Origin of the sequence: Dyadobacter sp. BHUBP1 (assembly GCF_050587785.1) — a bacterium.
Classification (GTDB): Bacteria; Bacteroidota; Bacteroidia; order Cytophagales; family Spirosomataceae; genus Dyadobacter.
In genome coordinates this window covers 14,846-37,691 of record NZ_JBOBIH010000017.1, presented here as the reverse complement: position 1 = coordinate 37,691, position 22,846 = coordinate 14,846, and the positions used below count along the sequence as shown (strand labels likewise).

Sequence of the window (22,846 nt, the reverse complement as noted above, 5' to 3'; positions counted from 1 at the left end):
ATATGAAGACCGCACTAATCACCGGAGCCAACAAAGGTATCGGCTTCGAAGTAGCAAGACAATTACTGAAAAAAGGATTTTATGTCTATCTGGGATGCCGGGATTCGGTAAAAGGGCGACAGGCAGCTATCAGGCTTAAAGAAGAGGGGCTGAACCAGTTGGAAGCTGTGACCCTGGATGTCACGGATCTGGATTCTATTTCCGCAGCTCGGAATGAAATCGGGAAAAGAACTGCCGCGCTGGACGTGCTGATTAACAATGCAGGTATAAACGGTGGAGCGCATCCCTATACGGTGGCAAGCGCCACCGCGGATCAGTACATGGCCGCGTTTTCAACAAACGTTGTTGGCACAGCAAGTGTGACCAATGCATTTATGGATTTGTTGCTTAATGCATCCGAACCAAGAATCGTCAACGTGAGTACAAGTGTAGGCTCGCTTGCCTTACAATCAGATCCCAACTGGCCCGCCTACAATTTTGCAAAGTACGTCGTTTATGCTTCATCCAAGGCTGCATTGAATATGTATACTGTTCACCTTGCCTATGAACTGAGGGACACCAAGGTAAAGGTGAATGCAGTTTGCCCGGGACTCACCGCAACAGACTTCACTTTCTTTAATGGTGGCCAGGTCAGTGTTGCTGCGGAGCGAATCATCAAGTATGCACTTATTGATCAGCACGGGCCGACCGGCAAATTCTTCAGCGAAGAAACAAATCCCGCTGCTGGCGAAATTCCATGGTAGTAAGCTAGGGGCGTTCAAAACGTCCCTGCCGCGTTAGTACCGACGGCGCATGTGCCAGCAGGCGCGAGTACTTATCAAATTTTCCCACCGCACAGGAGCTAGTAAACATGCAATGTCTGATTTACTGCTCCTGTGCTTGTTTTGAAGGCAGGCATCATCGCTTCCAATTTTATGCTTGGGTTTGGCTGCTTCGAATTGCCGTAATACAATTGGTTTTTACAGGGTTAAATTGCTGCTCCATTTTTTGGGCTTCGCCCCAAAATGTCGTTCAAATAATCTCCCAAAGTGGCTCAAATTGGTAAACCCAACCCGGTATCCCGCTTCGGAGACCGATATGCGCTCTTGTTGCATGAGCCTTGCAGCCTCCTGCATCCTCAGAAACTGATAGTACTCGTAAATGCCTTTACCAAACACCTGGACAAAAATCCGGCGAAGCCTAATTGCATTCATGCCGCTGAGCTTTACCAGTTCATTGAGTATCCAGGGCTTGTCCAACGAGCGCTCAATTTTATCGCGCACCCGGTATACTGCTGCAATGTCTTCATTTCGAAGATGCTGTTGAGGCACCTGATGCCGGTTCGACAAACTTGTGAACAACAAATAAAGCAACTCCAAAGACTTTAATCTGTAGTAGGTTTCCGGCAGCGCCCTAACTAAGCAGCCATCGACCAGCTCATTGACAACCAGGGCCATTTCAGGCGACATAAACTCCTCGATCAGCAGCGTCTTTTCCTGATGGAACAGGTATTCAAATTTCTGGTATTGTTTACCCAGGTAACTCTTCAAATAGTCAAGTTCTATTAAAATGCTGATCTGGCGGATGGTCATGCCTTCCGGAAACTGTATCTCACTTTCCAGATGCAAGGGTGTGATCCGGACATGAGGCTGGGCCTGCTGCAATCTGCTGTCATGAATTGCGTGGTTCGCAGGGTGGCTGATTATATTCTGAAAAGAGATCAGCAGGCCTCTCTGAATAATATCAATGGATTTTCGCCGATAGCAGATCGCTTTTTCAGCTACAACGGACCGAATCATTACCAGCATTTCCGGCAGCACATCAATGATGCGAACCTCATTGAGGTGTAAAGTTTGCAGATCACCATCCAGAGATGCCACCGGGATTCCCATTCTCTCGGCCCAGTAGAGCATCCGCTGAATGTTTTCCTGACCATGCATATTTATGGACTATTATTGCTTATTTTTTGGCTATTTTGTCCCTGAATATAGGAATAGTTTTGCATCATCAACATTAACATGTTAACAGATGAAAAAGAACATTCTTATTTCCGGCGGGGGAATTGCCGGGCTAACAGCGGCTAAATTACTGTACGCGCAGGGGCATCATGTGACTGTAATTGACAAGGCAGCCTGCTTCAGTAAAGCAGGATTTCTTCTTTCCCTAAAGAGCTTTGGCGTTTCAATCATCGATGAGCTTGGGCTACGTAAAAAGCTCCTGGAGCAGTCCTCGCCTTCTGAATACGTCAGCTTTTGGGAAGCAAATGATCAGCTCATTCAACACATCAGCTATGAAAAGATCAGTCAAAACACCGAACGCTCCGTGCTGATTTCGCGGGGAGGCCTGCATCATGTTCTCTATGAAGACATCAAGAACAAGATCGCAGTACGATTCAACACAACGATCAGCGGGCTGGTGCGAAACCAAGAAACGACCCTGGTTAGTTTATCCAGCGGCGAAGCACTGGCGGCCGATCTGGTCATTATCGCAGAAGGGCTTCGCTCGCCCACCAGGCAACAGTACTTTAAGGACTGTAAAACGGAAGATTTCAATATGCTGTACATGGGAGGCAAGTTGACATTGCGTCACGATTTTACGGTCGGCAGCTTCAAGATCTACATTGATGTGCACAAAATGCTTTCTATTTATCCGATTGCCGCCGATGAAATCGCTATCCAATGCTACATTCATCATGAAGGCGATTTACCGGTACGCAGCATGAATGCTGCCGAGTTACTAAAAAGATCTTTTACGGGCTACAACAAACAAGTACAGGATTTGCTGAGGCGGTTTGCCGCAGACGGATTGATGTTCGTTGACAAAATGGGTATGGTAAACAGTCCTGACCTTGTTAACGGCCCTCTTGTTTTACTAGGCGATGCAGGTTACTGCCCGACGGCGCTATCAGGCATGGGCGCATCGCTATCGATTTACGGGGCCAAAGCATTGGCTCATTTCATAGGCAAAACACCTGAGGATCTCTTATCGGCCTGCAACAACTACAATACACTGATGCAGCCAATTATTCAAAAGTTCCAGGGAAATGCAAGAAAAAATGCCGCTTCTTTCATTCCTGATACCGCCGAACGACTGGATCAGTTCGTTGGTTCGTTCAGGGCAGCTTCCGATACACAGCTGCAACAAATCATGACAGATCCGATCTTGTTGACCCAAGATCAACTGAGCTTTGCTACCACCTAGCACGGAGGTTGGCTAGCCAACCTTCCACCAGTTATGCGCCAACCCACTATCTGTTACCCTAAGATGTTCGCCGCTAAAATATAATCAGTTCATCTTTTGCTGAACTGAAAAAAACTTACTATATTTGCATCAGAAATAAGTAACCTACCAACAAGGGAATGGTATTAACCGAGAAACAAAAAGAACTGATTGAGCAGTTTGGCGTACTGAACGAAAAGTACGGTTTGCCACCCGCCGAGTGCAGGGTATGGGGGCTATTTCTGGTCGCTGACAAAGTAGAACTTACGTTTGATGAAATCATGGAGACCTTGCATTTAAGCAAGGGTGGTACAAGCAATGCGTTGAACCGGCTGATGATGACCAATCACATCGAGTACATTACCAGGCTTGGCGATAAAAAGAGATACTTTCGGTGCCGGATGAACAACTGGACGCAGATGACGATGGCAAACTTCGAAAAATTCGATGAGTTGAACGTCATCCTTAAAGAGATCCTCAAGTCCAGAACCCCTCAAACCACGACGTTCAACAACGACCTCAAAGAGGTGACCGAGTTTCTGGATTTTGTCTACAAGGAAATAGTGATCGCTATCAAAAAATGGGAAAACAAGTAGTGTGTTTTTTTGCCCTTTTAGTTCATGAAATATTGAACGAACTAGCAATAAATGAATCATCAAAATGAAATGTAGTGCTATTTATCAGTGGCTTTTGCTGCTGCTACCATCGGTGATCCATGCGCAGCCGGCCGAACATCATTTCAGCCTGAAAGACGCCGTGCATTATGCAACAGATTACCACCCTGGGATTCAGAGATCCAGCTACGAGTTGGATAAATACAATCAGAAGTTTAGGGAACAGCTTTCCGGCTACTTGCCACAGATAAAGGCTGATGCCGCATACACGAACAATCTCCGCCTGATTACCCAGATCATACCGGGAGAATTTCTGGGACAGCCTGGCCAGGATCAGGCAGTTCAGTTCGGAACAAAATACAATGCTTCCGCAGGTATTGAACTGACACAAACTGTAATCGACTTTGAGAAAATTACAGGCCAGAAGCTTGCCAGGCAAAGCCGCAGAATAGGTTTATTGGACAAGCAAAAAGCCGCAGAACAAATTGTTTATGATGTTTCAACGGCTTACATCGCTGCGCAGGTAACCTTTCTTCAACAGGAAATTGTTAACGAAAACGTCCAGAGAGTTGACACCCTCCTTGCAATGGTTCAGATACAGCTGGACAACGGATTTGCAGGAACGCTCGATCTGAAACGTTTGCAGCTGGAAAGAACCAGTCTGCAAACGCAGCTTCAGAGCGCCCAGATGGAATACCGGCAGAGTATAACGCTTCTAAAATATACCATGGCCTATCCTTTGGAAGATGCGCTTAGCATTGATGCACAATTGGCACAATCAACTTACGGACCACTGGTCGGGCAGCGTCAGCCCAGACAGCCGGTTGAATACCAGCTTCTTGCTGCGAGCCGAGATCTGTCGGCGCTCAGGCATAAACAGGCCAAACTTTCTTATCTGCCCAAACTATCATTCAACTTCAAATACGGGGCACTCGCCCAGCAAAATCACCCCAACGTCTTGCGGACAACTGCCAATTGGTATCCCAACTCGCTGGCAAGCTTGAATATTTCCATTCCCATCTTCGATGGCAACTTTAAAGGATCTAGGGTGAAACAGTTGCAACTGGAACAGCTTCAAATCGAACTGGATTTGAGGATTAGCAGCTTACAGCAGGATAAAGATCTAAGCAACGCCTCGCACAAGCTGGATGCCAGTAATGCCAACATGGTCACTACAAAACAAAGCATGGCGCTGGCAGCAGACGTATATAATATAACGTATGCTCAGTTCCAATACGGCTACACGCCCCTGAAAGAACTGCTGGACATGCATCTACAATTAAAAGAAACGCAAACGGCATACCTGAGGGCGATCGTAGAGGCGCAGTCAGCCGAACTGCAGTGGCTTAAAGCCTCTGGAAACCTAGCCCTGATCACCAAATAGCAATTCATAAGAGCTAATGAAAAGAATCAACAGTTACCTCATCCCTTCTATGCTAGCCGCCGGCCTGCTGCTGATCATAACTTTTACATTAAGCAGAAATAAACAACAGCTGGATGCCAAAGCCGCTATTGGGAGCACAAAGACCCTGGTATTTCCAGTAACAATTACAACGCCACGCTATCAACGTATGGACGGCTCCTTTACAGCACAAGGTTATTTTGTCCCGGTTAATTCGATGGCTTTGACCTCGGATATCTCCGGCCGGATCACTGTGACGACATTAAAAGATGGGACACAGATCCATAAGGGAGAAAACCTGGTTTCAGTCTTCAACGAGTCTGAAAGTATTGAAAGACAACAACAAGTTGTAGACAAGCAGCTGGCGATCGAAACGCTCGGCAAAGCCAGGGCTGACCTGGAAAAGATGGAAAACATGCTGAAATCCAATGCCATTACAGCCCGCGAGGTCGAAGAGCAGCGGCTGGCGGTAAGTTCAGCCCAGGCGAAGTTAAATTCGCTCAACGCAATACGCAGGTCAACCGGTATCACAGCCCCTATATCCGGCACTGTACATAGGTCATATGTACAAGTGGGGAGTTATCTGAGCCCCGGGACAGTAATGGCTGATATTGTCGATAACTCCAAGTTGAAGCTTCAAATGTACCTGTTGGACAAAGATGTCATAAAACTTTCGAAGGGAGACAAGATAGTGGTTTCACCCGATCTTTACCCTGACTATAACGTAACCGGGACTATCGTCTACATCGCTGCCCAGGCAGATGCCAACAGAAATTTCCTGGTGGAAGTACAGATACCCAACAGTTCGATATATCCGCTCATGGCTGGTATGCGTGGTCGGGCCATCATTAAAAACCAAAATAATCACCAGACGCTGACAATACCTTCGAAAGCAATTGTCGGCAGTCTAAAGGATCCAAATGTGTACGTGGTCAACAGAGGCATTGCCGTGCTTAAAAAGATTACTACAGGCCATTTGCAGGGTGAGCACGTAGTGGTCTATGATGGTCTTTCTTCTGATGATCAGGTCATAGAAACCGGCCAGTCGAACATCGGCAACGGCTCAAAAGTGCAAGTGCAAAAATAAAAGCGTCTTCCATGTCAATTACAGAGCTATCCATCAAAAGACCATCTTTTATAATGGTTGTCTTCATTGCGCTTACATTCCTGGGCGTTGTCAGCTATTTACGACTCAACTATGAGCTCACCCCCGATATGTCAATGTCCATGTTCAGCGTCACAACGGCCTATCCCGGCGCATCTCCCGGCGAGGTGGAAAACGGGATTACCAAAAAGATAGAAGATGCTGTTTCCGGACTCGACAATGTGGATGCCATCAAGTCCACCTCGCTCGAAGGCATCTCGTCGGTGACTGTCCAGCTAAAAACAGATGCCGATGTACAGCAAGCCATGCAGGAAGCGCAGCGCAAGATCAATGAAGTCGTCAAAGACCTGCCCGTGGCCGCCAAAGCCCCTGCAATCGATAAGTTTTCACTGACTGATATGCCCATCATGCGTTTTGGAGTTAGTGCCAGCATGGAACCCACCGCGCTATATGCCCTGATCAAAGACGAGATCAAACCAGCCATCACCAAGGTGAGCGGCGTAGCCAGGATCGAATTAGTGGGGGGCCAGGAGCGTGCCATAAAAGTCAGTATCGATCGCAGCAAAGCAGAGCAATACAATCTGTCTTTGTTGCAGATCAATCAGGCTATCAATAACGCCAATCTTGAATTTCCGGCAGGGAAGCTGAGCAACGGCTTGTCGGAAACAAGCATTAAGCTGAAAGGAAAGTACCAGTCCATTCAGGATATAAAAGATCTGGTCATCAAAAGTAACCCTTCGACAGGCTCACGCGTGCGGCTATCAGATATCGCGACAGTACAAGATGGAACAAAAGAGATCACCACTTTCAACCGTATCGACGGCAGAAACTCGATTGGTCTTCAGATAATCAAGCAAAGCGATGCGAATGCTGTCGACGTAGCAAGACAAGTGAAACAAGTCATAGCCCAGATAGAGCAGACATACGCTGAACAGAAATTAAAATTCGATATAGCAAACGACAGCTCAGAATTCACAATCGAGGCGGCACACTTGGTAATGCTCGACTTCTTGCTGGAGATTGTTATCGTCGCGGCGGTCATGCTGTTATTTCTGCATAGTCTGCGCAACTCGCTGATTGTCATGATATCCATTCCCGCATCCCTACTGTCTGTGTTTATTGCTATGATCCTGCTGGGCTATACCATTAACCTGCTGACGCTGATGGCCATTTCCCTGGTAATCGGAATACTTGTTGACGACAGCATTGTGGTGCTGGAGAATATTTACAGACACCTTGAAAAAGGTAAGGATAAGGTAACCGCAGCTTTCGAGGGCAGACAAGAAATAGGCTTTACGGCCATAGCTATTACACTTGTGGATGTCATCGTGTTTCTGCCTTTGACCATGGTGGGCGGCATCATCTCCAACATGTTGGGACAGTACGCTATGGTTATCGTCGTAGCCACGCTGATGAGCCTGTTTGTCTCCTTTACACTCACCCCGCTATTAGCTTCAAAATGGGCAAAGGTAGAGCACCCTGATTCCAGCTCCCTATTGGGAAGGATACTTACCTCTTTTGAAGCAATGGTTACGTGGTTGACCAGTGCGTATGGCCGGATACTGGCGAAAGCTTTGACCAGAAAAAGATGGGTACTTGCAGGGTCATTAGCGTTAATTTTCGGCTCATTGATGCTAGTCACTGAGGGTTTTATCGGAGGTGAATTTGCCAGCAATGGCGATAAGGGAGAAGTGCTCATCAACCTTGAACTACCGCAAAGCGCCACGCTTCAAACCACAAATGACGTTGTCAAGAAAGTGGAAGCGATACTGTTTAGAAAAGCGGAAGTTATCAAAGTGTATTCCAGCATTGGCACCAGTTCAGGCTCGATGGGCGGCAACAGGAACGCACAAAACAAAGCCGAGATCAATGTGAAGCTGATACCGAAAGTTCACAGAGCGCTTTCGTCCGACCTGTTTGCCCACTATGCGAAACTGGAGCTGGAAAAAGTCCTGCCAGGTGTGAAAGTGAGCTCAGCCATCATGAACATGATGGGCACCTCGAATGATGCCCCTGTGTCCCTTGTTGTTTCCGGCGATGACACCGATAAGGTGTATGCAGCTGCGCAAGCCATTGCCGGTAAGCTTAAGACAATCAAAGGCACCTCAGATGTGAAACTGTCGGTAGAAAGAGGTACCACAGAACTACAGGTTGCCATCGACAGGAACAACATGGCTGATTTGGGGCTGAGTATGGATGTGGTCGGGATGGTGATGAACATCGCTTTGAGCGGCAATACCGACGGAAAGTTCGTTGACAAGCAAAAGGAGTACGACATTGAGATCGCTTACGACAAGTTCGACAGAAGAAATGAGCAGGACCTGCGTAGCCTTTCTTTCGTAAACTCGACGGGTCATTCTGTAAAACTTGAACAGTTTGCCGAGTTTCAGTATGCACTGGCCTCAAGGCAGCGGGACCGCAAAGACAGAATGCCCTCCATCACGATCACCTCCCAGGTACTCGGCGTTACCCCAAACGCGATTACCCAAGAGCTGGATAAGTTTATACAGACAGCCCGCTTCGATAAAGATATTATCGTTGATGCAGAGGGTGATATAAAATACATGAAGGATACCTTCTCTAACCTGGGCTTAGCACTGCTTGCATCGCTGTTGCTTGTGTACCTGACGATGGTCGTGCTCTACAACTCTTTCGTATACCCGTTTGTTGTATTCTTTTCCATCCCTGTTGCCATTATCGGGGCGCTGCTGGCTCTGGCGCTGACTATGCAGACACTGAATTTCTTTTCCATCCTGGGCATGATCATGCTGATTGGATTGGTGGCCAAGAACGGAATTCTGATCGTGGACTTCGCCAATCATTTGAAGGCGAGCGGAAAAAACACGGCCGAGGCACTCATCATAAGCGGCAAAGCAAGGCTGCGACCCATTTTGATGACCACGCTGGCGATGATATTCGGCATGCTGCCTATTGCTCTTTCCTCTGGTGCCGGAGCGGAGTGGAAAAACGGCCTGGCATGGGTACTGATTGGTGGCCTGACAAGCTCTATGCTGCTGACCCTTTTCGTTGTCCCTTCTATTTACCTGATCGTAGACCTGATAAAGGGCGATGTAAAAAGAAAACAGCTAAAGCAGCTGATCAGCCTGGTTGATTCCGACCAACCCATTGCGGACGCGGTGTAAATCACCAGTAGTCCCCATGGCAGTAATATTGGTTTTTTCACAAAAAAAAGAGTCTTTGACAATGAACAAGCACGAAACTAAGCCGCAGGCAGCGTCACCGGTTGACCATCAACCTGATTTTCAGAAAGTCCTGCTATCTGTGTGTTTGGCCGTGATGGCTGTAATTGCGTCCGTAAGCGGTCTGAATGTCGCCCAGCCCATGCTCGCGTTGGAATTTGGCGTGCCACAGAATACAGTTCTTTGGATCATCAATATTTACGCCCTGACGCTCGCTGCATTTCTGCTTCCTCTGGGAGCTTTGGGTGACCGCCTCGGGCGAAAGAAGATGCTCGTTGGTGGGCTGATCGTGTTTGGGGCGGCGAGCTTTCTGTCAGCCGTCTCAGCAAGTGCGAAAATAATGCTGATAGCACGCCTATTGACCGGGATTGGCGCCGCATCGATTATGCCCGTGACGCTGGCAGTGATTACCTCTACCTTTCCTGAGCAGCAACGTTCCAAAGCAGTCGGCATCTGGACGGGTGTAGCGGGCGCGGGAGGAATTCTGGGGATGTATCTTTCTGCTCTGCTGGTAGATATAGCCAGCTGGAGATGGCTCTTCCTACTGCCCATTGTACTGGCAACTGTATCCATCGCGATGACGCTTCGCTTTGTCCCCAATTCAACAGTCAGAGCACAGTATCGTTTTGACTACGTAGGCTCCCTGCTTTCGGTACTGGCTTCGGTAGGCGTTGTTTACTCCTTGCACGAAGCTCCGGCGCTCGGTTGGGATGAGCCAATAGTACTTGCAAGCCTGATCATTGCTATAATCGCAATGGCTGGATTCATAGTCTGGGAACTTGGCCAACCAGAGCCGCTCTTAGATATAAGGTTCTTCCGTGAGCGGAGCCTGTCGTCCGGCACGATATCCTTGCTTACTATATTTGGCGTACAAGCGGGAATATTTGTCGTACTTTTTCCATTTTTTCAGGGAGTTTTGGGATGGTCGGGGCTTCGGTCGACTTTGGCAATGATGCCTATGGCCTTATCGATGATGGCGAGCTCTTGGCTTGCGCCGAAAGTCGCTTACAAAATAGGCCGTAAATATACAATGGCCATAGGTGTTGCCATGGGTGCCATCGGCGCCACATTGATGGGTCAACTTGTTTCGGTAGATGGAGGTTACCTTCCCATCTTACCAGGGTTATTGGTAATGGGGCTGGGAATGGGCTTTTCGATGACACCTTCCACGGAGGCCATCACTTCCTCGCTGCCTGCGGAGCGTCAGGGAGTGGCTTCGGCAATCAATGACGTTACCCGGGAGCTGGGAACGGCACTGGGTGTGGCGCTGCTTGGTCCGCTTGTAACGGCGCGATATAGCCTGGCCGTAGGAGTCAGACTCAAAGGGTTTCCAAAGGAGGTAGTAGCTGCTGCAAAAGAAGGGCTGCCTCATGCCCAGGTCATTGCGCCAACTACCGGTGCACGAGCGGATCTATTGGTCCGCGCGGCTCAGGAATCATTCGTTACGGCCTGGCAGCAGGCCATCTGGGTGGGCGTAGTCATCATGGTTCTGCTTTTGATATACATCTTGCTTTTTGGCCCGAAAAGGCTCAATGCGCATACATGATCAGTGGCGCCAAGTAATTCCTATATACAAGTAATTCCTATATATAGGTGACATGTCATTTGCGCGCATACATCGGAAAGTTAGCGAAAGAGTCAGCGCACAAAACTAAATATAAAACCCATGACGGCCGGAAATAGAAACGCAGGTTTCGCTTTCTTTCAGGCAGCCATGACCTTGTTTTCATATCAGTACCTATTAAACAAAATAATCAGATGAGTGAATTTTGGGAGGAAGCATTTCAAAGCAAAGGGTCAATGTGGGGATCAAGCCCCACCTCGGCAGCGTTGCAATCAGCGAAAGCTTTCGCTGAAGCAGGTTATAGTAAAGTACTGATACCAGGGATAGGATATGGCAGGAACGCACAACCATTTCTTGAGAAAGGAATGCAGGTGACAGGTATTGAGATTTCGGAAACAGCTATTGCGCTGGCGAAAAATCAATACCATGAGTCTTTGAAAATCTATCATGGGTCTGTCACAGATATGCCCTTTGATAAAGATCGCTATGACGGCATTTTTGCCCATGCACTGATCCACTTGTTGGATCAGCACGCAAGACAAAAGTTTATCGCCAATTGTTTTAGTCAGTTGGAGAAGAATGGTATGATGATATTTACGGCTATCACTAAGCGGGCATCGACGTATGGCTGTGGAAGTCCTGTCGGCCAGGACCGGTTTGAGCAGTTCGGTGGTGTAAAAATATTTTTTTATGACCTGAATTCTATTGAAAGGGAATTCAAATCCTTTGGGTTGACCACTGTTGAAGAGGTCATGGAGAATTATCCTTTCTATTTGATCCGATGCAAGAAATGATAGGTTTTGACGCTATGGACGTAGGCATAGCTCCTCAAAGGGTGCATGTTTGGTTTCCAGCTTGCCAGACCAGGACGTACTATTCTCCCTCATCGATTTGTTAGCCAACGGCAGCCTTGTTGACTTGGATGGACCTTCAACGTTTACTCGAAGGGGATTGTAATTTGGCCCTAACGGTTTACTTCTTTCGATTTTCCTATGGATATCGACCATCGCTTTTGGGAGATGTATGGCCGCCATATGCGACATGAGCGTTTGTTCCCCTAAGAGTTTACCAATGAAATTTATATCCGGTCGATTCAATAGTTGTACATGCCGTAGGTTATGATGAGTAGCGCAACTCCTATTCCAAACATAAAGAGAATAAACCAGGGGCCCGGATGCGAGGTGTCCTTCACTTGTGCCATGCTCAAAAAATTTCAGTAATGCCTAAGATACATTTATCTCCTCATCATCCGCTCGAAAAACGTTGCGCCCCCTATTATAATAAGCCTGAGGATTGGTATCGAATCCACTGGAAAGGCTCACCGGCTTGCCTCCAAGAAGAATTTTTGATATCATCAATTATGAGACGTAAGCGAAGGGTAATTGTAAACGAATAGTTCACAAGTTAAGCGCTAATTTATTTCCAGTGCAACTGACAAGCTACATATTAAGCTGGGTCTTAGGTTCTACCTGGGTCTTCAGTGTTCTAGCTGTCAGTCGGGAGATGGTCCCGACCGCGCAGCTAGAACACTGGCCGTCAAGAGGCTTGCCGAAGTTTACCTGCCTTGGTAAACAACTTGTTTCTCACTAGGGCTACATTCGCGCTAATCCTCGACTTTCTCACTCGGCAGTAACGCATCGTTGTTCTGATGCTTCGGTGGCCTAACATTTTGCTGACATCTTCCAGCGGAACGCCATTGTTGAGCATCATATCAGCGAAGAAATGCCGGGCGTCATGCGTATCCAGCCGTCTGATGTTTCCACTAACATCCCGGATTTCACATAGCTGCGCAATGTCCTTTAAATACACGTTGTAGCGGTAGTTACTATTTACCGGGATCAGCTTGCGATTGGCAATACAGTAAGGATGGTCTTGATATTTTGTTATCAGTTGGTCGACGATTGGCAGAATGGGTACCATTTCGCCAACCTCTGTCTTACCTCGGTGCTTGACAAGCCAGCGTTCTTTTTTAGGGCCAACCAGAACTACGTTTTCGGGACTGAGGTCGTAGATATCCTGATATGCAAAGCCGGTGAAGCACTGAAAAATGAATGCATCACGAACCTCAGAAATTCTATCCACGCTAAACTGTTTTTGCTGGATTTTCTCGACTTGCCAAAATTCCAGCGGGATAACCTCAACGTCGCCGCCTGAACACTTAAAGCCTTCCATGGGGTTGGAAGGGATATACTTCTTTTTAACGCCAATTTTGACGATCTGACGCACCCATTTCACTTCTTTGCGAGCAGTTACCTCGGCCAGCGGTTTCGCGACGTTTAGGGTCAGATAATCATAGAGGTCATCCGCGAAAGTGTCGGGAAGACTGGAAAAGTGAATGTCCTCGCGATCGAAGTGATATTTGATGAAACCGGCGATCTTCTTCTTAGTGCTTCGCCAGTGCTTCAAGGTCTCATACGAGGCGTTGTCCCGTTCCACACGCTTTTCGAATTTCGAGATGAACTCGTCAAAGACTTCCAGCACCGTTTGCTCGTTCTTTGTGACCGGTTTAACGAGCTTAGGCTGCTCGATCGCAGGTTTGCCCAGGTAAACGTTCTTGACCATCGCCGGGGTTACCTCCGGGAACTGCGTTTGCAAACCGTTGAAGATCCGCTCGACGTCAGTCTGGATCTGAGCAAGTTTCTGATTTGCCAGTTTAACTTCCAGTCCTGAGCCAGTGACCTGCTTGACATCCAAGTCCCAGGATGCCGGGTTTACTTTCTTGCCTGTTGAAATTTCAGTGTACTTACCGTCGATTGTGATTCTGGCGTAAATAGGAGCTTTGCCGTCTGCTTTCGCTTTTTGTCTGTACAGCCAGAAGAGTACAGTCAAATTCTGTTTGAAATTCATCATCCTCACAGTTTAAGGTTAGAAAAACATTGATGTTTGAGAAACCCTGGTCAAAATCGCCTCTGTCAAACATGTCCATTCGGTAACCTAATTTAGTAAGCAAAGCAGGTTACCGAATAGGTTACCGAACGCTTTGATCTGGATTGAATCAGAATGATATGCTTATCTTCGAAAACAGTGAAAAAATGACGTTTTTAAACGAAAAAAGCGCCCTTTGAGGCGCTTTCAGTGATCCCGCTGGGATTCAAACCTTATAAATTCGCACTTGATTATCAGTAATTTATCCTTTCAATATGGGGCAGGTAACCGATCTGGTAACCGATCACCTTAGCTTGTTTTAATGCATTTTAGGCATCTCGCTATCCAAACCAAAGATAAGAAAATACCGGGATATTCTTGCGGCGTAGATAATCAAGTATTTACGAAGGCTATTTATGGTCAGAGTATTACCTCAATTGCGAGATCCAGGCGAACTCTATGATGCAGAACTTGAACGATTTATATGCAACGTACGGCTATTAGCGCCAGTGGCAAAACGTTACCGTTTTACGGAATATCAATGGAGGTGTATGAGCTCATGTTAGCAGATCTTTAATAGTTTTTTTGGGGCATTGAAATCGAAGGGAGGTCTGTTATGTTGAGGAAGCCGGATATCGCTAAGACGTAGGGGAAGTATTCACTACTACCGCGAAAACGCCATACCGGATCCGAAATCATTTATTTCCATCCGCACACAGTACGCCCAAAATCAATCAATTAAAAGCCAAGTTCCCTTTGCGACTTAACCGACGGGATGATTGATATCGACTGGGACAAGAAAGAACCAATTCTTCTCAGGTGGCTACCCACACCACCTAGGTAAGAGTTGGCTCTGGTAGAATTAGAGTTTAGGCGAAAAAATTCAACATGCAGATTTGCATCTATGACTTCTTGAGTTAGGAACCGAAAATTATTTGGCTAGTCAGCTCATAACGGTTAAAGTGCTTCCAAAGTCGATCAATTGTCGACCACATAAATGCCCGATCGTCTAAGTGGTAAAGGGGCCCGTGAAGTTGGTTCATACTTTGCTGGCGTTTCTATTCGAAAATACTTCGCGTTTATTCAATAATAATCTTCAAAAAATGCAAAATTTATAATTATCTTGGCTTATATAAATCACATGTTATTGAACTGATGTTGGAAAAGTTTTCGATTTTGCACATCTCGGACCTACATAGAAGCAAAGAGTCACCTATCTCTAATAGTGCCCTCATAGCCTCGTTGATTTCTGATCGTGAAAAATATGTAGGTGAAGAAGTTAACCCCATATGCGCCCCAAACTTAATTGTGGTTAGTGGCGATATAGTTCGCGGATCATCCAACCCAAGCCCTGAAGAAGCAATTCAGGAAATACAAAGGCAATATCATGAGGCCCACGGCTTCCTTACTAGTCTCGCGGATAATTTTCTCGGTGGTGATAAAAAACGAATTGTAATCATACCAGGTAATCACGACATTGACTGGAAATACTCGAGAGACAGTATGCAAAGGCTGGAGAATGCGGATGTCGTTGATTCATCCAGTATTACTAAATTGGCGATTTTGAAGGATTCATTACGGCAACAGTCCAATACAAGGTGGTCGTGGAAAAATCTATCGTTCTATAGGATTAACGATGAAGTGATCTACAATCGGCGTCTCGACGCTTTTGCGCAGTTTTATTATAGATTTTATGACGGGGCCCGAGTGTATAGTTTGGAACCAAGCGAGCAATATGATATTTTCGATTACCCTGATCTACAATTATCAATTGCCGCATTTAACAGTTGCTACAACAATGATCATTTAAGATTGGCTGGTGACATTCATCCCGATTGCATTTCAAAAGCTAGTATCGAAATTCGTAATTTGGTGAAACGCGGCAGGCTTATATTAGCAACTTGGCATCACAATACAAAAGGAGCCCCATTCGAATCTAACTACATGGACAGCAGCGTGTTGAAAAATTTTATCGATTCTAAAATATCGATCGGACTTCATGGGCATCAGCATCGCACGGAAGCGCTGCACGAGTACAGTGACATTATTGAACAAAAAAAATTGATCGTTTTCAGTGCCGGTACTTTGTGCGGGGGGCCAGATGAACTGCCAACCGGTACAAATAGGCAATACAATATCATAGAATTGGAGAAAAGGGCGCAGGAAGGTAAAATACGCATTACGCTACATGTGAGAGAAAAATCGGAATCTTCTTCTTTTAGCAACCCGATATGGATTCCTGGAAGAATAGCGTCCAGAAACTTGAGCTCTCATTCCTTTGAAATTGTAGATCCACGAAAGTTAGACCTTACAACCCAGCTACTTGAGATCGAAATGCTCATAAACGAGAAGGATTTTCAAACTGCAAAGTCGAAACTTTTAGTGATGGATGCAGAAAATGGATTTGTGAGGAGCTTTTTATTAGAGTGTGTAATTGAAACTGAAGATTATGATTTAGCAATAGAGAGATTTTTGCAACCACGGTCCATTAAGGAATCTATCACTATTCTGAACGCTTTGCTTGCTCTACGAAGACGGGACTTAATAAATCCGCTATTGGAAAACATGGAAACGTCTATGAAGCAAGACTCAAGCGTCGAATATTTAATAAACCAAGTAAAAGCAAAGCTACATGTATAACTCGAGCAAGCTTTCCTTTCAAATTGAAGTTAAAAGGATCTTAGAGATACTGTCCAACGATATTTATGACTCTCCTTACGCTTTATTGAGGGAGAACATCCAGAACGCATATGATGCTATCTTAATGAGGCGGCAAGCATGTGACGATGATTTTGAGGCTCGCATCAATGTCGAGATCAGTTCATCGAAAATTGTGATTGAAGACAATGGGATTGGTATGAGCGAGGACGTAGTGCGAAACAATTTTTGGAAAGCAGGATCAAGTGGGAAGAACAACGAAATAGCCCGCAAAGCAGGTGTAGTCGGAACATTCGGGATTGGCGCGATGGCGAATTTCGGTGTATGCAGGTCTTTGGAGGTCGTGACACACCACATCACGGGAAATCAAACAATAAAGAGTTTCGCTAATCGAGATGATTTGTCTATTACGGAGGAATGCATAGAGTTAAATTTCTTAGCAGAGGAGCGAGAACCAGGTACAGTAATTACTGCTTTCCTAGACGATTCTCTTAACCTGGTTGTTAGTGAGGCAATTAAATATCTTTCTCCCTATATTAAGTATATACCGGTTCCAATTTTTATAAATGGTGTAAATGTAAGTCAAAAACGATATATCGAGTCATTTGAGCGTGATTCTGATAATCTAAGTTTGACAGAGAAAATCAAAGTGGTAACAGGAGAGAAATCTATACGTTTCTCATTGTCAATAAAGTTGACTAATCAGAATATTGTAAAAATACTTTGCGACGATATAACTAAGGACGGTGTGCATGTTTCCGGAAATATGGTATTAACTCAGGGCGCAGGTGGTATCTACGGCCTCCGAAATTACTTTGGATTAGCAACTGTTCCCGTCGCCGGCAACTTCAATTTAGGTGGTATAGCCAACTTATCGATTCTTCATCCCACGGCTGGTAGAGAGGCTCTTAGTAGAGAAAGTATAGAATTTGTTTCAAAGTTAATCTATGCTTCGGAATTTATGATTGCAAGAAGGCTTTCAGAGTCAGAACTTTCGGACTTGAATGCCGGGTTTCTTTCGTTTGTTTCGGCAAATAGGATGTACGATCTAGCAAAAAAATTGAAGATTGTCGTGCAACCTAATAATGAACGTTGGAACTTAGAAAAGGTTGCAAATAAAATTGATGGCAAAAAAGTCTACTACTATTCGGGCCGCGATCAGTCTACAATCCTGCAATTTGGTAACGAAAACACCTATCTGTTGTTGATAAGTCAGGAAAATCCTCGGAGAAAAATCCAGCTGGAGTATATTAAAAATCAAAAAATCGAAGAGGTTCCTGACAAAGCGAGGGTTCTGAAGGAGTACGAATTAAGAAACCTTTCAATGGATGAGCTTACGCTTGTATTGAGGATCACTAACGTTTTGAATGAGGACTATTTGATTGCCGATGCTAGGGTGCTTATTGCAGATATTAGCCATTCTGTTCCAAGTCTAGTGACGCAAATCGATGGTACTGTTTTTGTTTATATCTCGAGAAGATCGGCTGCTGTTCAACATGTTTTGCAAATCTATAAATCAGAATGGGCGTTGTTTGCCAGCTTTGTCAAGGACTTTGTTCGAAATCACCTATACCAGAAGTTCTCTCAGTATGTTCCTTCCTCAACAAAAGAAGGAGCGGATGCATTGCAAAAGATATTGATTAGGAATAAAGAGCTATATAAGTACGAATCTTCGGACATGGGTAAGGTGGAGTCACTATTGTCCGATTTTGCTGTTGGGGAAATACCTTTTGGAGAGGTAATAAGAAAAGCGAACACAATAACAAGGACACACAGACAATACGTGCGGTCAAATCAGATAGGTTCCGTTGAGGAGGAAATACCGAGCATAATTACCGACGAAACTCCGCAGCATGACTCGTTCGACCAATTTGATGCTGTTCCGCCTTTTCTTAGGTTGGAAGTCGCCACAGAGAAGAAGATCTTAAAGACTGAAAATAGCTATCCAAACCTCAACTCTTTCAATTTGTTTATCGGACTTTCTGAAAGGGTGGTCAAAAGTAATCGGGATTTTTTTCTGGAACCGCATACTACTAAGATCATTTGGAGCATGCATAAGATTGTTTACATCTTCACCCATGCATCGAATCAGTTGTCGCTGTACTACGAAATCGAATTGAAAGAGCGTTTGGCCGACGACTCAACAGGGGGTAAAGCTATTCCAACAACAACAATTATTACTGAAAATAAAATATTCATTCCGATCATTTCTGAGCTCAGCACATATTTTGAAATTAGCTCTGGAGCAAAAGAGTTTTTTGTCAGACATGACATCATCGCTGATTTTAATAGTGCTGGGGTTTCCTAAGACGATGTCGTTTAGAACTTTCAGATTAGTTGAGTGTCTGAGCTATCATTCAAGAGTTATGAAGCGCCGATTAATCTTTGCTCCACTAGCAGCGGAGACTGCCAGGCGATACGCTGTTTGTGCGTATGGAAGTTTAACAAGGGGGCGTAAAAGACCCCTAAATTAAACCCACAGCTCGAAATAGCGACGAATACTAAGCGCTACCGGTCAAAGTTGGGAAAAAACCCACGCGCTATATCAGACATGAGTAAAGTTCAGTGATTTATGCGATGCACTTTAATAACACTAAGGCTTCTGTTGCCAGGGCGAAGACCGCTGCAGGCCGGCGCTCCCCTGGTGTATGTTTTCCCCAACAGCAAAAAAAATCACGCTCGGGTTCGCTTCACGAGCCGAATTTTCCAAAAGCTAACTTGGCTGGTCGCATGCATGGAATCAACTAGTTATGATTCTCGCAAATATCTCGCAATTTCTTAACTAATTCATTAAGAGGTTGTTTGCCTTTTTGTGACAGTTTTTCTTTACTTCCATTATCAATACTTGCTTATGAAATAAATTTGTCTCAGTACGTATATTTGCTCGACGACGAAAGAAAATTCGATCTATTTTTAACAGATGACGGAACAGACGAACCCATACGACATACCCGAAACCTGGGTTTGGACAACGCTTGATAATATTGGCCTAATCGTAGGCGGCGGCACACCTGCAACTGATGAGCCTGCCTTCTGGGGGGGGAGAATACCGTGGATAACTCCAGCCGATTTGTCTTCGCACGCTGGGAAGTTAGTCTTCGGTGGTGCAAGAACGATAACTGAAGAAGGACTGAACAATTCATCCGCGATAGTTTTGCCGCCGCAAGCCGTCCTTTTTTCGTCGAGAGCACCAATAGGTTATGTTGCGATAGCCGGAATGGAACTGGCAACGAATCAGGGCTTCAAAAGTATTGTTCCTTTACAGGAAATGAGTTCAGATTATGTATATTTCTATCTCAAATTTGCTAAAGACGAGGCGATAAAACGGGCGAGCGGCACAACTTTTCTTGAAATTTCCGGCGCGGCATTCGCAAAGATCCCAATACCACTTCCGAGTTATGGCGAGCAGCGGCGAATCGTCGCTAAACTTGAAGAGTTATTGAGTGAGATAAATTCATCAGAGCAATACCTCCGGCAAGCAACTAAACAGTTGTCGATCTTCAGAGAAGCGATACTTGAACAGGCATTCACCGGTGAGCTTACGAAGGAATACCGCGAAAGCCAGGGGCTGAATTCGACGGCGGAAGTGCTCAGCGATATCAATAGTGAAATACATAAAGCTTATCAAAACGAGGTTGACGAATGGCATGGCGCTGTTAGGACCTGGATAGAAGGTGGCAAAAAAGGTACAAAGCCGAGAAGGACGATTACAAAACACAAAAAAAACATATCGACTTTGCCGACCGAATCCCATCCATATCATATTCCTGATGGCTGGTGCTGGGTTAGGAGTGAAAGTTTGCTATCGTACGTAACTAGCGGCTCTCGTGATTGGAAGAAGTACTATTCTTCTGAAGGATCATATTTTATTCGGACTCAAGACATAAAAACGAATACTCTCGTCTATGATAATGCGGCATTTGTCAAATTGCCAGATCATGTGGAGGGTAAAAGGAGCCGAATTCAGAAAGGGGATTTGCTAATGACCATAACCGGTGCAAATGTTGGAAAAATAGCCCATGTTTCGGTTGATCCGCCGGAAGCGTATGTCAGTCAGTCAGTTGCATTAATTCGCCCATTATTGAAAGAGCTTTCTCCTTACTTACACATGTACCTTCAGGCTACCACCACGGGCGCGAAATTTATTGAGGAGATGGTATACGGAGTCGGTCGCCCAGTTCTAAGTTTGGTAAATATGAATGATATACCAATACCGTTATGTAGCTTTCAGGAGCAAAAGGAAATTCTCTCACTTGTTGCGGAAAAACTTTCATTAATTGGAAATCTTGAACAAGCGATTGAGTTGGGGTTTCAGCAAGTGCAACTGCTGAGGGAGGCAATAATGAAACGTGCCTTTACAGGAAAGTTGGTTGACCAACATTTAGAGGAGGGAACTGGCCAGGAATTATTGGAACGCCTGTTGTCAAAAATGGAGGCAAACAAGGCCAAATTTAAAAAAGACCACGCGATTAAACGACGAACAAAGGCAGTACCAGATCTCGATTTAATTAAGCTCCAAATGCGGAAACATTTTCCAACAGATGAATTCACCGTTGACCAACTTAGGAAATATGTAAAAGTATCTCCCGAGAGATTCAAAGACGCGTTCTTTAAAATGTTGGAAGAGGGCACGTTTGTTGAATCAAGATTTGATCTTAATTCTGAAACAAGGTTGTATAAAATACGTAGATGAGAATCACTCAAATCTCTATAGGAGAAATTCCACACAGACCGCTGATGGCCGGTTTAGAACTTTTTTTTTCTAAACCGGTCGACGACTTTATCAATGCTAATTGCCTAATTGGAATCAATGGCTCAGGAAAATCGCAATTTCTCGAGACGATCGCCGAGATTTTCTTGTACCTAGATAAAGAATGGCGGACTGTAAATGTTATTAAAAATGACAACCCCGCTCTAACCTTCCGTATTGAATACAAGGTCTACATAAACGGAAATGAATTTTCAGTATCTGTTGATCAGCCAACGTTTAAGAGAAAAGATCTTAAGTTAATGGTGACAGATCTGCAGAAAAATGAAATAAATGTTGACGACGCTGAAAAGTATAAATTTCTCCCTGCGAAGATCGTTGGCTATACATCGGGAGAAAATGAAACGTTAAGTAGCCCATTCCTAAGTTACTACGACGAGTATGCTTCATATACGGCGAACCGCGGGCTAAAGGGCCTGGATACTGACGACTATACCCCGAGATTTTATTTTATGGATTATAACACGAATCTCGGAATTGCGATCAGTAACCTTATATTTGAAGAATTTAATGGCCTGACCGCGCTTAAAAAGGAGTTGAAAATCGATTCTATTCACAGCTTTCAGATAGTCATTCAGACTAGACAACCCGCAGCACCTACGAACGTCAAGTCTACAAGTGGGGAAACAGGGGTCGTACTAACAAAGGAATTAAAGGAATGGAGAGAGCAGTTGGTCCGCTGTGCTACTCAATCCTCGTATGAAGAAAAGTACGACCGTCACGTTCTTGATTTTTTCATTGACGAAGCTACCAGAGAGGCGATAAAGCACTATTTTAAAACAACCTTCAATTTTTACACTGTTCTATATAAGTTTGAGTTACTAAATAATCTTATTGTTGACAAAACAACCAGAAATAGTATTGAACGAGACAGGAAAGCGAGAAGATTAGTTAAGAAGATGCCAGAAGTGCCAGATAAAGATAAAGTAATGAATTACGCGGGTTTAAAACTTAGGTTGGCTAACGGGGAGGTCGTTGACTATTTGAGTCTTAGTGATGGCGAACATCAGTTTATCAATATTTTTGGCACTCTGTTGATGACAAATCACGACAATACCTTATTCTTACTAGACGAACCTGAGACGCACTTCAATCCCATTTGGCGGCGCTTATTCATAAGCAATCTTCGAAAAATTACTGAAAGGAGGCGCCAGGATCTATATATTACTTCACATTCACCATTTATAGTTTCTGACATGGTGCAAGAGAAAGTGTATATTTTTGAACGGGTAAACAAAGCTAAGGTGGCAGTTCGTCACCCCACTAACGAAACATTTGGCTCATCATTTAATAATATTTTGAAGATGGCTTTTGCGATGGAAGAAACCATTTCCAAGGAAGGGTCGGACTTTATCGATAAACTCCTTAAAAGTGATGATGTAGATGAAATAGAAAGGGGCATAGAACAAATTGGTGACTCTCCTAGGTTGATGACCTTATATCGAAGAATCGACCTGTTAAAGAATAGCTAG

The 22,846-nt window shown here is 45.0% G+C and carries 14 protein-coding genes; 12 read left to right on the top strand and 2 right to left on the bottom strand.

The features are described 5' to 3' along the window. The first annotated feature begins 2 nt into the window (after window positions 1-2). Window positions 3-743: an SDR family oxidoreductase gene (locus ACQ4MZ_RS30910; protein WP_430851840.1), complete on the top strand. Its 741-nt coding sequence runs from the start codon at window positions 3-5 to the stop codon at window positions 741-743. 216 nt (window positions 744-959) lie between these two features. Here the strand turns inward: ACQ4MZ_RS30910 and ACQ4MZ_RS30905 are convergent, their stop codons facing one another. Then, entirely contained in the window at window positions 960-1,919 is a 960-nt protein-coding gene (locus ACQ4MZ_RS30905) for a helix-turn-helix transcriptional regulator (protein ID WP_430851838.1), read from the bottom strand. Between the two features lie 88 nt (window positions 1,920-2,007). Here ACQ4MZ_RS30905 and ACQ4MZ_RS30900 point away from each other — a divergent pair, with 88 nt between their 5' ends. The 7 genes from ACQ4MZ_RS30900 (at window position 2,008) to ACQ4MZ_RS30870 (ending at window position 11,877) form a co-directional block, all read left to right on the top strand. Further along, window positions 2,008-3,180: an FAD-dependent oxidoreductase gene (locus ACQ4MZ_RS30900; RefSeq protein WP_430851837.1), complete on the top strand. Its 1,173-nt coding sequence runs from the start codon at window positions 2,008-2,010 to the stop codon at window positions 3,178-3,180. A 158-nt stretch (window positions 3,181-3,338) separates the two neighbouring features. Then, entirely contained in the window at window positions 3,339-3,794 is a 456-nt protein-coding gene (locus ACQ4MZ_RS30895; protein WP_430851835.1) for a GbsR/MarR family transcriptional regulator, read from the top strand. A 64-nt stretch (window positions 3,795-3,858) separates the two neighbouring features. Continuing rightward, the gene (locus tag ACQ4MZ_RS30890) at window positions 3,859-5,196 is read left to right on the top strand and encodes a TolC family protein (RefSeq protein ID WP_430851833.1); all 1,338 of its coding nucleotides are present in this window, start codon (window positions 3,859-3,861) and stop codon (window positions 5,194-5,196) included. A 16-nt stretch (window positions 5,197-5,212) separates the two neighbouring features. Beyond that, window positions 5,213-6,301, top strand: coding sequence for an efflux RND transporter periplasmic adaptor subunit (locus ACQ4MZ_RS30885; protein WP_430851831.1), 1,089 nt, complete (start codon window positions 5,213-5,215; stop codon window positions 6,299-6,301). 11 nt (window positions 6,302-6,312) lie between these two features. Further along, window positions 6,313-9,462, top strand: a complete 3,150-nt coding sequence (locus ACQ4MZ_RS30880; protein WP_430851829.1) for an efflux RND transporter permease subunit — start codon at window positions 6,313-6,315, stop codon at window positions 9,460-9,462. A gap of 61 nt (window positions 9,463-9,523) precedes the next feature. Further along, complete coding sequence (locus ACQ4MZ_RS30875; RefSeq protein WP_430851827.1) at window positions 9,524-11,065, top strand: MFS transporter; 1,542 nt, start codon at window positions 9,524-9,526, stop codon at window positions 11,063-11,065. A gap of 212 nt (window positions 11,066-11,277) precedes the next feature. Then, complete coding sequence (locus ACQ4MZ_RS30870; RefSeq protein WP_430851825.1) at window positions 11,278-11,877, top strand: class I SAM-dependent methyltransferase; 600 nt, start codon at window positions 11,278-11,280, stop codon at window positions 11,875-11,877. A gap of 742 nt (window positions 11,878-12,619) precedes the next feature. Here ACQ4MZ_RS30870 and ACQ4MZ_RS30865 read toward each other — a convergent pair. Beyond that, the gene (locus tag ACQ4MZ_RS30865; protein WP_430851823.1) at window positions 12,620-13,933 is read right to left on the bottom strand and encodes a site-specific integrase; all 1,314 of its coding nucleotides are present in this window, start codon (window positions 13,931-13,933) and stop codon (window positions 12,620-12,622) included. Between the two features lie 1,170 nt (window positions 13,934-15,103). Between ACQ4MZ_RS30865 and ACQ4MZ_RS30860 the strand changes: the two genes are divergently transcribed. The 4 genes from ACQ4MZ_RS30860 (at window position 15,104) to ACQ4MZ_RS30845 (ending at window position 22,846) form a co-directional block, all read left to right on the top strand. Then, window positions 15,104-16,588, top strand: a complete 1,485-nt coding sequence (locus ACQ4MZ_RS30860) for a metallophosphoesterase family protein (protein ID WP_430851821.1) — start codon at window positions 15,104-15,106, stop codon at window positions 16,586-16,588. Beyond that, window positions 16,581-18,914, top strand: coding sequence for an ATP-binding protein (locus ACQ4MZ_RS30855; RefSeq protein WP_430851819.1), 2,334 nt, complete (start codon window positions 16,581-16,583; stop codon window positions 18,912-18,914). Before ACQ4MZ_RS30860 ends, ACQ4MZ_RS30855 begins: the two co-directional genes overlap by 8 nt. Before the next feature lie 612 nt (window positions 18,915-19,526). Then, window positions 19,527-21,299 (top strand): restriction endonuclease subunit S, encoded by a 1,773-nt coding sequence (locus ACQ4MZ_RS30850; RefSeq protein ID WP_430851817.1) that lies wholly within the window; start codon window positions 19,527-19,529, stop codon window positions 21,297-21,299. After that, a complete protein-coding gene (locus tag ACQ4MZ_RS30845) occupies window positions 21,296-22,846 on the top strand; it encodes a restriction system-associated AAA family ATPase (RefSeq protein ID WP_430851815.1) in 1,551 nt (516 codons plus the stop codon). The genes ACQ4MZ_RS30850 and ACQ4MZ_RS30845 overlap by 4 nt, the downstream gene beginning before the upstream one ends.

Excerpts from the sequence above, each read along its gene's own strand:
- ACQ4MZ_RS30850 (WP_430851817.1), top strand. The coding sequence starts at position 19,527 with ATGACGGAACAGACGAACCCATACGACATACCCGAAACCTGGGTTTGG.
- ACQ4MZ_RS30895 (WP_430851835.1), top strand. The coding sequence starts at position 3,339 with ATGGTATTAACCGAGAAACAAAAAGAACTGATTGAGCAGTTTGGCGTA.
- ACQ4MZ_RS30875 (WP_430851827.1), top strand. The coding sequence starts at position 9,524 with ATGAACAAGCACGAAACTAAGCCGCAGGCAGCGTCACCGGTTGACCAT.
- ACQ4MZ_RS30845 (WP_430851815.1), top strand. The coding sequence starts at position 21,296 with ATGAGAATCACTCAAATCTCTATAGGAGAAATTCCACACAGACCGCTG.
- ACQ4MZ_RS30880 (WP_430851829.1), top strand. The coding sequence starts at position 6,313 with ATGTCAATTACAGAGCTATCCATCAAAAGACCATCTTTTATAATGGTT.
- ACQ4MZ_RS30910 (WP_430851840.1), top strand. The coding sequence starts at position 3 with ATGAAGACCGCACTAATCACCGGAGCCAACAAAGGTATCGGCTTCGAA.
- ACQ4MZ_RS30905 (WP_430851838.1), bottom strand. The coding sequence starts at position 1,919 with ATGCATGGTCAGGAAAACATTCAGCGGATGCTCTACTGGGCCGAGAGA.
- ACQ4MZ_RS30855 (WP_430851819.1), top strand. The coding sequence starts at position 16,581 with ATGTATAACTCGAGCAAGCTTTCCTTTCAAATTGAAGTTAAAAGGATC.
- ACQ4MZ_RS30870 (WP_430851825.1), top strand. The coding sequence starts at position 11,278 with ATGAGTGAATTTTGGGAGGAAGCATTTCAAAGCAAAGGGTCAATGTGG.
- ACQ4MZ_RS30865 (WP_430851823.1), bottom strand. The coding sequence starts at position 13,933 with ATGATGAATTTCAAACAGAATTTGACTGTACTCTTCTGGCTGTACAGA.
- ACQ4MZ_RS30860 (WP_430851821.1), top strand. The coding sequence starts at position 15,104 with ATGTTGGAAAAGTTTTCGATTTTGCACATCTCGGACCTACATAGAAGC.
- ACQ4MZ_RS30890 (WP_430851833.1), top strand. The coding sequence starts at position 3,859 with ATGAAATGTAGTGCTATTTATCAGTGGCTTTTGCTGCTGCTACCATCG.
- ACQ4MZ_RS30885 (WP_430851831.1), top strand. The coding sequence starts at position 5,213 with ATGAAAAGAATCAACAGTTACCTCATCCCTTCTATGCTAGCCGCCGGC.
- ACQ4MZ_RS30900 (WP_430851837.1), top strand. The coding sequence starts at position 2,008 with ATGAAAAAGAACATTCTTATTTCCGGCGGGGGAATTGCCGGGCTAACA.